Genomic DNA, 15,161 nt, shown 5'->3' on the forward strand with positions numbered 1-15,161 from the left:
CGCTGGCGCCATGGATGGCGCCATCGAGCCCCCATGGACGGGTTTACGGCGTGTCCTGCCAACCCACACCCCCCCGCCCACCAAACAGAAAAGCCAGAGCCGGCTGTTGCTCCGGCTCTGGCTCTGGTTTCGGCTGTTGCTGTTGCCTCTGCGGGTGCCGGGCCGCAGGCCCGGCTGATCACATCAAACCACCGGTTCGCGCAGTACCGGGTTGTCCCAGCCCGGGCGCGGTGCGAAGCGATCACCGTGACGCTGCTGCAGCGCCCTCAGGCGCTCCACGATGGCATCGGCACCCACCGCACGGATGTGCTGGATCGGACCGCCGCGGAACGGTGCGAAGCCGGTACCGAAGATCACGCCCGCGTCCAGCAGGTCCGCGTCGGCTACCACGCCTTCGTGCAGGCACGCCACCGCCTCGTTCAACAACGGCAGGATCAGGCGATCTTCCAGATCGGCAGGCGCCTGATAGTCGCGCGCCACGTCCGGCTTCTTGGCCCGGCCGTTCTCCCAGGTGTAGATGCCCTGGCCATCCTTCTTGCCGCGCTTGTCCGGTTCCACCGTCTGCAGCGCCGCCGGAATCTGCAGGCCCAGGAACGGGGCCAGTTCCTTGCCCACGCCAGCGGCCACGTCCAGGCCTACGGTGTCGATCAGTTCGATCGGGCCCATCGGCATGCCGAACTTCACCGCCGCCTTGTCGATCACCGGGCCCGGAATGCCTTCAGCGTATGCGGTGGCCGCTTCCAGCATGTACGGGAACAGCACGCGGTTGACCAGGAAGCCGGGCGTGCCGGCCACCGGCACCGGGAACTTGCCCAGCGCCTTGCAGAAGGCTGCCAGGCGACGCTCGGTTTCGGCCGCCATGCCGTCGTGATGGATGATCTCCACCAGCGGCATCTGTGCCACCGGGTTGAAGTAATGCAGGCCGGCGAACTGCGCCGGGCGCTGGATGTGATCGCGCAGCTCCACCAGCGGAATCGACGAGGTGTTGGTGGTCAGCAACGCCTCGAGCTTCATCTTCGGCTCCAGCGTCTGGTACAGCGCACGCTTGGCTTCCGGGTTCTCGATGATCGCTTCAATGACCAGATCGGCCTGCGCCACGCCATTGCCTTCCAGGTCCGCACGCAGGCGCGCGGCGACGGCCGGGCGCTTGCTCTCGTCACGCACCTTCTTGGCGAACAGTGCCTGTGCACGTTCCATGGCCGGGTCGATGAAGCGCTGCTCGCGGTCCTGCAGGGTCACTTCAAAACCCTTGTAGGCGGCCCACGCAGCAATGTCACCGCCCATCACGCCGGCACCGACCACGTGCACGTGGCGGATGCCGGAATCGCCACCGCCCAGGCCCTTCAGGCGTTCGGTGAGGAAGAAGATGCGGATCAGGTTGCGCGCGGTCGGCGTGCTGGCCAGCTTCACTACGGCGCGTCGTTCGGCATCCAGGCGTGCCTGCACCGGCTTGCCGCCGCTGCGCTGCCAGGTGCTGATCAACGCATACGGCGCCGGGTACTGGTCCTTCTTTGCCTTGCGTGCGACCTGCTTGACCATCTGCGGGGCCAGCAGCTGGCGTGCCGGCCAGGTATTGGTCGCCCAGGCCAGCGCACGCTGCTTGAACGGGCGGGTGGTGCCGGACAGTGCCAGCGCCACGGCGGTATCGAGCACGACGGCCGGTGCCACCACCTTGTCGACCAGCCCGATGCCGCGTGCGGCCGAGGCCGACAGCGTGCGTCCGGTCAGCATCATGTCCATCGCCGCCGGTGCGCCGACCAGCTGCGGCAGGCGCGCGCTGCCACCCCAGCCCGGGAAGATGCCCAGTTGGGTTTCCGGCAGGCCGATGCGGGTGGAACTGTCATTGGATGCAACGCGATAACGGCAGGCCAGGGCCAGCTCGGTACCGCCGCCCAGGCAATGGCCATGGATGGCGGCCACGGTCGGGCAGGGCAGTTCTGCCAGCTTCTGGTAGGTCGACTGGCCGCGGCGGATGGCGTCGTTGACGGTGCCGCGGCGATCGAACTCCTGGAACTCCTTCAGGTCGGCACCGGCGATGAAGCCTGCCTTCTTGAGGGACTGGATCACCACGCCCTTCGGTGGGTCCATGGCGATGCGCTCCAGCAGGTCGCCCAGCTCCAGCAGCACATCCTGCGACATTGCGTTGACACTGCTGTCCTGACGATCCAGAGAGAGGACCACCACGCCATCGTCGCGGATCTCGGGGTGCCAGTGGCTGAAGCGGAGACCATCGAAGCTTGAGAGCATGGACGTTCCATCCGGTTGTGTATGGAGAAGGGGGCTATGATCCAGAGGTTGTTTCCCCCGCGTCAAATCCCAATAGCAGGGGTGTGGCGCCCCGGATCGCAGGCCTTGGACCGGAACGTTAACGGAACGGTGGTTAAAAGCTGGTGCGGCGCCAGGTGATCGGCGACTGAACTTTTCCCGGGATTGGCAGTCTCATTGCCCGACGTCGGTTGGGCTGACAGGAGTGCGGCCCCTCATGGCCGATGTTGATACACCTCAGGAGCTGGATCTGGAACTGGTCCGGCGCGTGCAGCACGGCGAGAGTGCCGCCTTCGATGTCCTGGTGCGCAAGTACCAGCATCGGGTCGTGGCCCTGGTCGGTCGCTACATCGCCGACTGGAGTGAATGTCAGGACGTGGCCCAGGACACTTTCATCCGTGCGTACCGTGCGATTGGAAGCTTCCGCGGCGACGCCCAGTTCTCAACCTGGTTGCATCGGATCGCCGTGAACACCGCCAAAAACCACCTGGCTTCGCACAATCGCCGCCCGCCGACCGATGACATCGACATCGGCGACGCCGAGCAGTTCGACACCGGCACGCGCCTGCGCGACACCGATACGCCCGAGCGCGAGTTGATGCGCCAGGAACTGGAACAGACGGTGATGAAGGCCGTCAACGCGCTGCCGGAAGAACTCCGGTCGGCGATCACCCTGCGCGAGGTGGAAGGCCTGAGCTACGAGGAAATCGCGCAGAAGATGGGGTGCCCGATCGGCACCGTGCGTTCACGGATCTTCCGGGCGCGCGAGGCGATCGACACCGAACTCCGGCCGCTGCTGGACATCGGCAGTGCCACCCGCGAGAAGAGCCGTATATGACCCGCATTCCGAACAACGAATCGCACAACCACCAGTCTCCCGCCGGGCAACGCCTGGACGAACGCCATCGCCAGCAGCTGTCGGCGCTGGTCGACGGCGAGCTGGGGGCAGACGAGGCGCGCTTCCTGGTGCGCCGCATGGAACACGATCCGGAACTGGCTGGCTGCCAGGAACGCTGGCAGCTGCTGGGTGATGTCATGCGCGGCCAGGCGTCGCTGCTGGCACCGGCCGGTTTCAGCGCCGCCGTGGCTGCCGCCATCGCCGCCGAGCCCGCACCGCTGGCCGAGCCGAAGCGTCAGGCCCGCCGTAGTGGTTGGCGTGCATGGGGCGGCGGTGCGCTGGCCGCTTCGGTTGCTGCCGTAGCGCTGTTCGTCGGGCGCGAAAAACTGCAGGAGGCGCCGCCAGTGGATGTCTCCGCACCGCAGGTGATCGCCAGCCAGGCGCAGTTGCCGCCGGCATCGGAGCAACCGGCTGCCGTCACCGAGGCGTCGGTGGACACTGCTGCGATGGCCGTGGCCAGCGTGCCGGCGGTGGCCATGGCCGCCGCCAGCCGTCGCCAGGATGTGCGCCGCGCCAGCGCCACCCGCAGCCAGCAGGCCGCACGCGTGGCCCAGCGCGATGACGCACCGCTGCGCGCGGTTGCCAGCCAGGCGCCGCTGACCCCGACCATGCCCGCCGGTAGCGCGCGCAATCTGCCCTTTGGCGAGGTCGGCAACCTGCAGGCACGGCCGTGGCCGCGCTCCAGCCTGGCGCCCGCCGCCGGTGGCGCCCTCAATGCCAGTGTCCCGGCCCATGCCGGTGGCGCTGCGTTCTATCCGTTCGAGCCACGCCTGCAGGACGACCTGCCGGCGTCGCAACGCCCGCGCGACTGAGCCGGGTACCGTTCCACGCCCCGCCGTCGGCGGGGCGCTTCTTTCCCTTTCCATCCGACCCGGAGGTTGCCGTCCGATGACTCCCCGACTCCGCACGCATGCCATTGGCCTGTTCGCCCTGACCCTGCCGCTGGTGGCCTGTGCCCAACCGGCGGCGCCTGCCGCCCAGCCGCAGGCTGCCGCCGCCGCTGCGGCCCCACGCGCACCGGCGCAGCCGTTGGTCAGCGGTCTGCCTGACTTCACCAACCTGGTTGAGCAGGTCGGCCCCGGTGTGGTCAACGTCGACACCACCATCGTCCGCAGCAACCGCCAGGCGCGGGGCGGCATGGGCCCGGGTGATGACGAGATGCCCGAGTTCTTCCGCCGCTTCTTCGGCCCGGATTTCCCGATGCCCGGGCAGGGCCCTGGCGGGCAGGACGGCGGCCCCAGCATCAAGGGCCGCGGCATGGGCTCGGGCTTCATCATTTCGCCTGACGGCTACGTGCTGACCAATTACCACGTGGTCGCCGACGCCAGCGAAGTGAAGGTCAAGCTCGGCGATCGTCGCGAGTTCACCGCCAAGGTGATCGGTAGCGACCAGCAGTATGACGTCGCCCTGCTGAAGATCGACGGCAAGAACCTGCCGACCGTGCGCGTGGGGGATTCCAACAGCCTGAAGCCCGGTCAGTGGGTTGTCGCGATCGGCTCGCCGTTCGGCCTCGACCACTCGGTTACCGCTGGCGTGGTCAGTGCCCTCGGTCGCAACACCGGTGGACCGGACCAGCGCTATGTGCCGTTCATCCAGACCGACGTGGCGATCAACCAGGGCAATTCCGGCGGCCCGCTGCTGAACACCCGTGGTGAAGTGGTCGGCATCAATTCGCAGATCTTCTCGGCCTCGGGTGGCTACATGGGCATCAGCTTCGCGATCCCGATCGATCTGGCGATGAGCGCGGTCGAGCAGATCAAGAAGACCGGCAAGGTCACCCGTGGCCAGCTCGGCGCGGTGGTGCAGGAAATCGACGGCCTGAAGGCGCAGGCGATGGGCCTGCCCGACAGCCGCGGTGCGCTGGTCAACCAGATCGTGCCGGACAGCGCTGCGGCCAAGGCCGGGGTCAAGATCGGTGACGTGATCCGCACGGTGAACGGTGCGCCGGTCAACAGCTGGTCCGATCTGCCGCCGCTGATCGGTGCGATGGCACCGGGCAGCCGCGTCACCCTGGGCGTGATCCGCGATGGCAAGCCGCGTGACCTGAGCGCGACCCTGACCGCTCTGGCCGAGGACGCGCAGGGCAATGCCCGCAGCCCGTCCGCAGGCAATGACACGGCGGCTCCGCAGGCCGGCGCCAATGCCCTGCTGGGGTTGGACGTTGCCGACTTGACTGCGCCGCAGCGCAAGCAGCTGGGCCTGGAGGCGGGCGAAGGTGTCCGCATCACCGCCGTGAAGGGCGAGGGCGCCCGTGATGCCGGCCTGTCCGGGGGCATGGTGATCCTGCAGGTGGCCAGTACCCCGGTCGGCAGCGTTGAAGCCCTGAACCGCGCGCTGTCCGGCTATAAGAAGGGCGATGTGGTCATGCTGCTGGTCCGTACCGGCAGCGGCAACAGCGCGTTCGTTGCGGTCAAGGCCGGCCCGTAACAACCAATGGCCGCCTTCACGGCGGCCCTCGTGGTGTCCCCGAAGCCCCGCCCTGGCGGGGCTTCGGCCATTCCGGGGCCGTGCCGGCAGGCCAACCACGCGGCGGCCCTCCGGGCATGCGATAATCGACCGTTACCCTGACGACGCCGCGCGCCGCCGCCACCTCTCTATGTCCTCTGATTCGATGCGGAACATCCGCAACTTCTCCATCATCGCCCACGTCGACCACGGCAAGTCCACGCTGGCCGACCGCATCATCCAGCTCTGCGGCGGCCTCCAGGCCCGCGAGATGGAAGCGCAGGTGCTCGACTCCAACCCGATCGAGCGCGAACGTGGCATCACCATCAAGGCGCAGTCGGTGTCGCTGCCGTACGTGGCGAAGGACGGCCAGACCTACCACCTGAACTTCATCGACACCCCCGGCCACGTCGACTTCTCCTATGAAGTCAGCCGCTCGCTGGCCGCCTGCGAGGGCGCGCTGCTGGTGGTCGATGCGGCCCAGGGCGTGGAAGCGCAGTCGGTGGCCAACTGCTACACCGCCGTGGAGCAGGGGCTGGAAGTGGTGCCGGTGATCAACAAGATCGACCTGCCCACCGCCGATATCGAGCGCGCCAAGGCCGAGATCGAGGCCGTGATCGGCATCGATGCCAGCGACGCCGTGCCGGTCAGCGCCAAGACCGGCCTGAACGTGGTCGACGTGCTGGAAGCGATCGTGCATCGCATTCCGCCGCCGGTGCCGCGCGATACCGACAAGCTGCAGGCGCTGATCATCGACTCGTGGTTCGACAACTACCTGGGCGTGGTCTCGCTGGTGCGCGTGATGCAGGGCGAGATCAAGGCCGGTGACAAGCTGCAGGTGATGTCCACTGGCCGCAATCACCAGGTCGACAACGTTGGTGTGTTCACCCCGAAGCGCAAGGTGCTGCCGGCACTGCGCGCGGGCGAAGTGGGCTGGGTCACCGCCAGCATCAAGGACGTGCACGGCGCTCCCGTCGGTGACACCCTGACCCTGGCCGGCGATCCGGCACCGAAGCCGCTGCCCGGCTTCCAGGAAATGCAGCCGCGCGTGTTCGCCGGCCTGTTCCCGGTCGATGCCGAGGACTACCCGGACCTGCGCGAAGCGCTGGACAAGCTGCGCCTGAACGATGCCGCGCTGCGCTTCGAGCCGGAAAGCTCCGAAGCGATGGGCTTCGGTTTCCGTTGCGGCTTCCTCGGCATGCTGCACATGGAAATCGTGCAGGAGCGCCTGGAGCGCGAATACAACCTGGACCTGATCAGCACCGCGCCGACGGTGGTGTATGAAGTCCTGAAGACCGATGGCACGATCATCAACATGGACAACCCGGCCAAGCTGCCGCCGGTGAACCATGTGCAGGAGATCCGCGAGCCGATCATCCGCGCCAACGTGCTCACTCCCGAGGAGTACATCGGCAACATCATCAAGCTGTGCGAAGAAAAGCGCGGCAGCCAGATCGGCATCAACTACCTGGGCAGCCAGGTGCAGATCAGCTACGAGCTGCCGATGGCCGAAGTGGTGCTGGACTTCTTCGACAAGCTGAAGTCGGTCAGCCGTGGCTATGCCTCGCTGGACTACCACTTCGTACGCTTCGATGCCGGTCCGTTCGTGCGCGTGGACGTGCTGATCAACGGCGACAAGGTCGATGCGCTGTCGCTGATCGTGCATCGCAGCCATGCCGATCGTCGTGGTCGCGAGCTGTGCGAAAAGATGAAGGACCTGATCCCGCGCCAGCAGTTCGACGTGGCCATCCAGGCCGCCGTCGGCTCGCAGATCATCTCGCGCACCACGGTCAAGGCCATGCGCAAGAACGTTCTGGCCAAGTGCTATGGTGGCGACGTTTCGCGCAAGAAGAAGCTTCTGGAAAAGCAGAAGGAAGGCAAGAAGCGCATGAAGCAGGTCGGCCGCGTGGAAATTCCGCAGGAAGCCTTCCTGGCCGTGCTGCAGATGGACAACAAATAAGCCCCGAAACCGGCCTTCGGGCCGATCGTCCGGTGACGTTGCAAAGGACCCTGAATGAAACTGTTTGAGATCCTCCTGGTCGTGCTGACCCTGGCCTCCGGCCTGATCCTGCTGGCCGACAAGCTGTACCTGGCCAAGCGTCGCGCCCAGCGCGCCGGCCTGCTCGACACCGAGCCGGTGCTGGTGGACTACTCGCGTGCGTTCTTCCCGGTGCTGGCGATCGTGCTGATCGTGCGCAGCTTCATCGCCGAGCCGTACAAGATCCCGTCCAGCTCGATGATGCCGAACCTGCTGATCGGCGATTTCATCCTGGTCAACAAGTTCTCCTATGGCCTGCGCCTGCCGATCACCAACACCCGCTTCGTGCCGGTCGGCGATCCGGCCCGTGGTGACGTGGTGGTCTTCCACTTCCCCGGCCATGGCGACAACGACCCGGCCAAGGGCGAGAACTTCATCAAGCGCGTGATCGGCGTGCCGGGCGACACCGTCGTGTTCGAAGGCGACGGGGTGATCCTCAACGGCGAACCGCTGAAGTACGACAACAAGGGCATCTACGCTGGCCACAAGGGTCAGGGCGAGGGCGCCAACCTGCTGGTCGAGCACCTGCCGGGCCGTACCCACACCGTGCTGGAGACCGATTATCCGCGTGGCCAGGGCCAGTGGACCGTGCCGGCCGGCAAGTACCTGGTGATGGGCGACAATCGCGACAACAGCGACGACGGCCGTTTCTGGGGCCTGCTGCCGGAAGAGAACCTGCGCGGCAAGGCATTCCTGATCTGGCTGAACTGCCAGGGCTGGTTCTGCAAGGACGGCTTCGAACCGTCGCGGATCGGCTCGAGCATCAACTGACTTCACATCCACTCGCGTATCTGGGGAGAACGCAATGAAGACGATGAACACGCAGCGCGGCATGACCCTGACCTCGTTCCTGACGGTCCTGATCGTGGTTGGCTTCTTCCTCTACATCGGCATGAAGCTGTTCCCGATGTACCAGGAGTATTACGCGGTGCGCTCGGCGATGAAGAGCCTGGCCAAGGAACCGGGCATCGGCAGCATGGCGCCGGCCAACATCCAGGAACTGTTCTTCAAGCGGCTGTACATCAACTACTCGGACAACGTGAAGCCGGCCAACGTCAAGTTCGACCGTCGCGACAATGGCTGGACCCTCAAGGTCAACTACGAAGTGCGCCGCCAACTGGTCGGCAACCTGGATGTGGTTGGCAAATTCGATTCTTCCCAGGACCTGACCCGTAGCGGTGCCGAATAAATCTTTCCAACGTGAAGACCTGATCGGTCACGCCTTCCGCGACCCAGACCTGCTCAAGCAGGCGCTGACCCATCGCAGTGCCGGCGCGCCGCATAACGAGCGGCTGGAGTTCCTTGGCGACAGCATCGTCAACATGATGGTCGCCGAGGCGTTGTACCTGCGCTGGCCCAAGGCGGACGAAGGCGCGATGACCCGCGCCCGCGCCGAGCTGGTCCGCGAGGGTGCGCTGGCGGTGATCGCGCGGACCCTGCAGCTGGGTGACCGGCTGACGATGGGCCCCGGCGAAATGAAGTCCGGCGGCCATCGCCGCGACTCGACCTTGGCCGATGCATTCGAGGCCGTGGTTGCTGCGATCTACCTGGACGTGGGTTTTGAAGCCTGCCGGGCGATGGTCCTGCCCTGGTTTGCCGCCTCGATGGAGGCGCTGCCGGCCACCGGGCGACCGGAGAAGGACCCCAAGACCCGCCTGCAGGAATGGCTGCAGGGCCGACAGAAGGCGTTGCCACAGTACGAACTGGTGTCAGAATCCGGTGACGACCACGCCAAACACTTCCGGGTACGCTGCAACGTAGCCGACCCCGCCGCCAGCACCGAGGGCGAAGGCTCCTCGCGGCGGATTGCCGAACAACAAGCGGCTGCGGCCGTCCTTGAACAACTGGATTCCAAGTGAGCGAACAAACTCCCCATCATTGCGGCAGCGTGGCCGTCATCGGCCGCCCCAACGTGGGCAAATCGACCCTGACCAATGCCTTGGTCGGGGCCAAGGTCAGCATCGTGTCCAACCGGCCGCAGACCACCCGTCACCGCCTGCTGGGCATCGCCACCTACCCGGAAGGGCAGCTGGTGCTGGTCGACACGCCCGGCCTGCACAAGGTGCAGAAGCGGGCGATGAACCGGGTCATGAACCGCGCTGCCCGCGGCTCGCTGGAAGGCGTCGACGCCGGCCTGCTGGTGATCGAAGCCGGTCGCTGGGACGAAGAGGACAGCCTGGCCTTCAATGTGCTGCGCGACGCCGGTATCCCGGTGGTGCTGGTGGTCAACAAGATCGACCGCATGAAGGACAAGGGCGCACTGCTGCCGTTCCTGCAGGAAGTGACCGCCGGCCGTGATTTCTCGTCGGTGCATCCGATTTCGGCGCAGAAGCGCAACGGCCTGGAAGCCCTGGTCCGTGACGTGCTGGCGCTGTTGCCGGAAGCCCCGCCGATGTTCGGCGAAGACGAGATCACCGACCGCAGCCAGCGCTTCCTGGCCGGCGAACTGGTGCGTGAACAGCTGATGCGCCAGTTGGGCGAAGAGCTGCCGTACGCCACCACGGTGGAGATCGAGCGCTTCACCGAGGACGGCAACCTGCTGCGCATCGGTGCGGTGATCTGGGTCGAGCGCGAAGGCCAGAAGGCGATCGTGATCGGCAAGGGCGGCACCCGCCTGAAGGAGATCGGGGCCAAGTCCCGCCTGCAGATGGAGCGTCTGTTCGGTGCCAAGGTGTTCCTGGAAACCTGGGTGCGCGTGCGTGAGGGCTGGTCCGATGACGAGGCCGCGCTGAAGGCCTTCGGCTACGAATAAGCCGCGACGGTCGCTTCGATGCTGATCGAGGACGACACCGGCTTCGTGCTGCATGCGCGGGCCTATCGCGAGACCAGCCTGCTGGTCGAGGTATTGAGCGCCGAGCACGGCCGGATCGGCCTGCTCGCGCGCGGTGTTTCCACGGCCAAGGGCCAGGTGCTGCGAGCGGCCCTGCAGCCACTGCAGTGGATCCGCTTCAGCGCGCTGCAGCGTGGCGAACTGGCCCAGCTGCGCGGTGCTGAGGCGCTGGATGTGGCGCCGCGTCTGCTCGGCCAGGCCATGCTGGCCGGGTTCTATCTCAGCGAGTTGACCCTGCGCCTGGCACCACGCCAGGACCCGCTGCCGGAGTTGTACCTGGCCTTTGGTGAGGCGCGTGCGCGCCTGGCCGTGGGGGCCGGATTGGCCTGGACCCTGCGCCGTTTCGAACGCGAGCTGCTGGCGGCGCTGGGCGTGGGTTTCGATCTGGAGACCGCCAGCGATGGCCAGCCGATTGACCCGGCGGCGCGCTATGAACTGGACCCGCAGGAAGGACCGCAGCGCCTGCTCAGCGAGCGTGGCGGCGAGCGTCGCGCGGCGGCTACCGGCTCGGCACTGCTGGCCCTGGCAGCCGACGACGAACCGGAAGCCGCCGATCTGGCCAGCCTGCGCCTGCCGATGCGGCGGGTGCTGGCCCATCACCTGGGCGCGCGCGGGTTGAAGTCGTGGGAGATGCTGGAGCAGCTGACACCCCGGCGTTGAGGGGTGTTCGGCAGGGCTTGCAGCCCTGCACCTGCCGAATCAACGTCAACGTCAACGTCAACGGCAAAAGCTGGCTATCCGTGGGTAGGCGGGGTGGGGCCGGTAGCGGGGGACGCCGTAAACCCATCCCTGGGGGCTTGGCCGCGGCATCCATGCCGCGGACACCCCCGCAACCGGACCCACCCCGCCTTCGACAATTGTCCGCGAGCTGTCGGAACGGCTTCCGCCTCTGGTAGGTGTCGACCTTGGTCGACACGTAGATCCACGCCATGCGTGGATGCTCTTCGATCCAATATCGAAATATTCGATTTCGATGGAGATTCATCCACGCATGGCGTGGATCTACCAGATCGCGGAAATCTGTCAGAGGTGGGGCGGTGTCGGAGTGCGGGGTGTCAGCCGCATGGATGCGGCTGCCAAGCCCCCATGGATGGGTTCACGGCGTCCCCGCACTCCGACACCGCCCCGCCATCCCACGGGATGCACGCTTTTGACGTTGAATTTGACGTCAGCTTCGGCGGGTGCAGGGCGCAGCCCTGCCGACCAACCCTCAGTGCAGCAGGGCAGCCACCGCCGCGCGGAACCCCGCCTGTGCCTGCCCCGATTCGGGCGTGTGATGCAGCTGCCGTACCGCACGTGCCAGTCGCGCTGCACCCACGAACCCGCAGCTGGCCTGCAACCGGTGCAGCTGGCTGCGCAGCTGGCGCTCGTCATGCTGGTCCACCGCCTGTTCGACCGCATCGCGCACGCCCGGCAGTTCGGCCAGGAACAGCTCGCGCAGGGCGATCAGGTGGTTGCGTTGGCCATTGAGCGCGGCCAGGGCGGCGGTTTCGTCCCAGTCCTCCAGGGCCAGCTCGACCGCCGCCGGCGGCACCGTGGAACCGGCGGGGCTGTTGACCAGCGCACGACGGACCGCCTTCAGCAGTTGGTCACGGCCCAGCGGTTTGACCAGGGTGTCGCTGAAACCCGCCTCGCGCAGGCGGGCGTGAATGGCAGCATCGCCGTCGGCGGTGTGCGCCAGCGCCGGGGTGTCCGGGTGCGAGCGGCGCAGCTGGTGCAACAGCTGGGCACCGTTGCCATCAGGCAGGTTGACGTCGATCAGCCACAGATCGTGGGCACCGGGTTCGGCGCGCGCCAGGGCGCTGGCCAGTGAGTCGGCGGTGTCCACATCCGCTGGTAACGTTTCCAACGCCGCTTTGAAAAAACCACGGCTGATGATGTCGTCCTCGACAAGCAGGAAGCGGGGTCGACTGGCCCGCGGGGTCATCTGCATCAGGGCTGCCTCCATGTCAGCTGGGGTCAATCATCAAGCACGGCGGCGGCGGGCGCAAGCGGCCAGCGGCCCTGCTGGTCAGGATCTGCGACAATACGCCCCCACTTTTGCCCGCAGCCTGTTGCCACGTGGCCCGATCCCGCTCCCGTATCGACCGTACTCCCTTCCAGACCGAGATCCTCGACCTCAGCCATGATGGTCGCGGTGTTGCCCGCCGTGAAGGCGAGGGCGGCAAGGTCACCTTCATCAGCGGCGCCCTGCCGGGCGAAGTGGTGATGGCCGAACAGACCGCCCGCAGCCGCCACTTCGATGAGGCGCGCACGGTGGAAGTGCTGCAGGCCTCGCCGCAGCGGGTGACCCCCAAGTGCCCGCATTTCGGCACCTGCGCCGGCTGCGTGCTGCAGCACCTGGACGAAGACCAGCAGATCGTCGCCAAGCAGCGCGTGCTGATGGACAACCTGGAGCGCATCGGCCATGTGAAGCCGGGCACCGTGCTGCCGCCGCTGGTGGGTGACAGCTGGGGCTACCGCCGCAAGGGCCGGTTCTCGGTGCGCCGGGTCGAGAAGAAGGACAAGACCCTGGTCGGCTTCCGCGAGCAGGACCCGCGCTTCGTCGCGGACCTGCAGCAGTGCCTGACCGTGATCCCCGAGATCGGCACCAAGGTGGAGGTGCTGTCGACCTTCATCGAATCCCTGGATGGCAAGCGCGACATCCCGCAGATCGAGTTCATCGCCGGTGACCAGGCCGTGGTGCTGACCGTGCGCCACCTGCAGCCGCTGAGTGATGCCGATCGTGCCGCCTGGGCGGCCTTTGGCCAACAGCACGGTTTTGTCATCTACCTGCAGTCGGGCGGCGTGGATACCGTGCAGCCGCTGGATGGGCAGGGCGTGGCGCTTTCGTTCCGGCTGGCGCCGTGGGATGTCGAACTGGCGTTCCGTCCGCTGGATTTCATCCAGGTCAATGCCAAGCTCAACGAGAAGATGATCGCCCACGCGCTGGACCTGCTCGAGCCGGGTGCCGACGAGCGCGTGCTGGACCTGTTCTGTGGCCTGGGCAACTTCACCCTGCCGCTGGCGCGCAAGGTGCGCGAAGTGGTGGGCGTGGAAGGTGATGCCGGGCTAGTGGCGCGTGCGCGTGAGAACGCCGAGCGCAACGGGCTGACCAACGCGCAGTTCTACAGCGCCGACCTCACCCAGGACCAGCGCAGCACGGCATGGATGCGCCAGGGCTTTGACAAGCTGCTGCTGGATCCGCCGCGTTCGGGCGCCATCGAAGTGCTGCAGCAGCTGCCGTTGAAGCAGTTCAAGCGCATCGTCTATGTCAGCTGCCATCCGGGCTCGCTGGCCCGCGATGCCGGCTACCTGGTCAACGAACAGGGCTTCACCCTGGTCAGCGCCGGTGCGATGGACATGTTCCCGCATACCGCGCACGTGGAAAGCATCGCGGTGTTCGAAAAGCGCTGATGCCTGCAGCGCCGGGGGCTGCCCGGCTCCTGCCTTGCCGCTTGCAGGCAGGCAATGCGTTCAGTCGGCCGGGGCGTTCTGCCACTGGCCGTCCACGCGCACGAAGGCCATGGACTGCTCGCCGTGCTCGCTGCCGTCGCCTGCGCGCACGGTGCATTCGATGGCGGCCCTGTCGCTGGCGACCTCGCAGTTCCTCACTTCCTGCACCTGCAGGGTGCTGGCAGCCTGTTCGAAGCGTGCGCGCAGGGCAGGGTCGGCCTGCTGCTGCGCCTGCCCGGCGATCCGTTCGCGCAACAGCGCCTGCACCCTTTCCCGGGGCGGCGCCGGTACGGGCACATTGCGCTGGTCAGGCAGTGTCCACACGCCGTCCACCAAGGCCAGCCGCAGCAGCTGCGGTCGCGATTCGATGCCTGCGCTGGCGGTGGCGATGCAATCGAAGGCGTCGCCGGCCTCGGCGGGGGCACAGCTGTCCAGGGTCTGCAGACGGGGCCGGAAGGTCTCGGCAACCAGGCGGCTGCTGTCGCTGGCGGGGCGATCGGCAACGGCCAGGTCGAACATCCGGTCCATCGCAGCCTGTGCCTGCTGCAGCGAAGGTACCGCCGCCGATCCGGCGCTGGCAACGGCGCACGGCAGCAGCGCCGACAGGGCAAGACAGCGACGAAGGCGATGGGAAAGCATCATGAGCGACCATTCCGTGGTTGGGGGCCGCGCAGTGTAGTCGTGCCCGTCGCCGCGCCGATAGGCAGCGTCTGGCGTGAGCCGCATACTGTGCCCATGGGCATCGAAATCGAACGCAAATTCCTCGTCACCCATGATGGGTGGCGCACCGCTGCGCACCGGGTCATCCCGATGGCGCAGGGCTACATCAACGATCTGGGCGCACTCGACCGCGGCACCCAGAACGCCTCGGTGCGGGTCCGCATTGAAGGCGACAAGGCCGCGCTGAACCTGAAGTCGCGCACCCTGGGCCATACCCGGCAGGAGTTCGACTACCCGATTCCGGTGCAGGATGCGCGCGACCTGCTGGCGCTGTGCGTCGGCGGCCTGATCGACAAGCGCCGGCATCTGGTCGAGTACGCCGGCCTGACCTGGGAAGTGGACGAGTTCCTCGGCGACAACGCCGGCCTGGTGGTCGCCGAAGTCGAGCTGGACAGCGCCGACCAGGCCATCGAGCTGCCGGACTGGATCGGCGCCGAAGTGACCGACGACGCCCGCTACTACAACGTCGCTCTGGCCAGCCGCCCCTATTCACAGTGGTGAAACCCTCCGTCCCCTTTTTTCGAGGGTGT

General features: G+C 66.8%; 14 protein-coding genes. 11 read left to right on the forward strand and 3 right to left on the reverse strand.

Features of this window, described 5'->3' with window-relative positions; all coding sequences use genetic code 11:
* Positions 1-183 precede the first annotated feature (183 nt).
* A complete protein-coding gene (locus BW38_RS06180; RefSeq protein WP_032977087.1) occupies positions 184-2,247 on the reverse strand; it encodes a 3-hydroxyacyl-CoA dehydrogenase NAD-binding domain-containing protein in 2,064 nt (687 codons plus the stop codon).
* 235 nt (positions 2,248-2,482) lie between these two features.
* On the opposite strand from BW38_RS06180, the gene rpoE reads away from it, so the two are divergent.
* From rpoE to recO, 9 genes are all read left to right on the forward strand, one after another.
* Positions 2,483-3,103, forward strand: coding sequence for an RNA polymerase sigma factor RpoE (rpoE, locus tag BW38_RS06175; protein ID WP_032977088.1), 621 nt, complete (start codon positions 2,483-2,485; stop codon positions 3,101-3,103).
* Positions 3,100-3,975, forward strand: coding sequence for a sigma-E factor negative regulatory protein (locus tag BW38_RS06170; RefSeq protein WP_032977091.1), 876 nt, complete (start codon positions 3,100-3,102; stop codon positions 3,973-3,975). Before rpoE ends, BW38_RS06170 begins: the two co-directional genes overlap by 4 nt.
* A 76-nt stretch (positions 3,976-4,051) precedes the next feature.
* Positions 4,052-5,590: a DegQ family serine endoprotease gene (locus BW38_RS06165; protein ID WP_025877107.1), complete on the forward strand. Its 1,539-nt coding sequence runs from the start codon at positions 4,052-4,054 to the stop codon at positions 5,588-5,590.
* A 184-nt stretch (positions 5,591-5,774) separates the two neighbouring features.
* Positions 5,775-7,568, forward strand: a complete 1,794-nt coding sequence (lepA, locus tag BW38_RS06160; protein WP_032977135.1) for a translation elongation factor 4 — start codon at positions 5,775-5,777, stop codon at positions 7,566-7,568.
* Positions 7,569-7,622: 54 nt separating this feature from the next.
* Positions 7,623-8,417, forward strand: coding sequence for a signal peptidase I (lepB, locus tag BW38_RS06155; protein ID WP_025877111.1), 795 nt, complete (start codon positions 7,623-7,625; stop codon positions 8,415-8,417).
* Positions 8,418-8,451: 34 nt separating this feature from the next.
* Entirely contained in the window at positions 8,452-8,835 is a 384-nt protein-coding gene (locus tag BW38_RS06150) for a DUF4845 domain-containing protein (protein WP_025877113.1), read from the forward strand.
* Positions 8,825-9,505: a ribonuclease III gene (gene rnc, locus BW38_RS06145; protein WP_032977092.1), complete on the forward strand. Its 681-nt coding sequence runs from the start codon at positions 8,825-8,827 to the stop codon at positions 9,503-9,505. The genes BW38_RS06150 and rnc overlap by 11 nt, the downstream gene beginning before the upstream one ends.
* On the forward strand, positions 9,502-10,398 hold the full coding sequence (gene era, locus BW38_RS06140; protein ID WP_025877117.1) for a GTPase Era: 897 nt from the start codon (positions 9,502-9,504) through the stop codon (positions 10,396-10,398). Before rnc ends, era begins: the two co-directional genes overlap by 4 nt.
* A gap of 18 nt (positions 10,399-10,416) precedes the next feature.
* A complete protein-coding gene (gene recO, locus BW38_RS06135; RefSeq protein ID WP_025877120.1) occupies positions 10,417-11,136 on the forward strand; it encodes a DNA repair protein RecO in 720 nt (239 codons plus the stop codon).
* A gap of 550 nt (positions 11,137-11,686) precedes the next feature.
* Here the strand turns inward: recO and BW38_RS06130 are convergent.
* Entirely contained in the window at positions 11,687-12,409 is a 723-nt protein-coding gene (locus tag BW38_RS06130; RefSeq protein WP_025879186.1) for a response regulator, read from the reverse strand.
* A gap of 128 nt (positions 12,410-12,537) precedes the next feature.
* On the opposite strand from BW38_RS06130, the gene rlmD reads away from it, so the two are divergent.
* Positions 12,538-13,872 (forward strand): 23S rRNA (uracil(1939)-C(5))-methyltransferase RlmD, encoded by a 1,335-nt coding sequence (rlmD, locus tag BW38_RS06125; RefSeq protein WP_032977094.1) that lies wholly within the window; start codon positions 12,538-12,540, stop codon positions 13,870-13,872.
* Between the two features lie 60 nt (positions 13,873-13,932).
* On the opposite strand, the gene BW38_RS06120 is transcribed toward rlmD, so the two are convergent.
* A complete protein-coding gene (locus BW38_RS06120) occupies positions 13,933-14,553 on the reverse strand; it encodes a hypothetical protein (RefSeq protein WP_032977096.1) in 621 nt (206 codons plus the stop codon).
* A gap of 93 nt (positions 14,554-14,646) precedes the next feature.
* Here BW38_RS06120 and BW38_RS06115 point away from each other — a divergent pair, with 93 nt between their 5' ends.
* Positions 14,647-15,132 (forward strand): CYTH domain-containing protein, encoded by a 486-nt coding sequence (locus BW38_RS06115; RefSeq protein ID WP_032977098.1) that lies wholly within the window; start codon positions 14,647-14,649, stop codon positions 15,130-15,132.
* The last annotated feature ends 29 nt before the right edge of the window (positions 15,133-15,161 follow it).

This window comes from Stenotrophomonas sp. RIT309 (assembly GCF_000632045.1).
In the GTDB taxonomy this organism is placed as follows: Bacteria; Pseudomonadota; Gammaproteobacteria; order Xanthomonadales; family Xanthomonadaceae; genus Stenotrophomonas; species Stenotrophomonas indicatrix.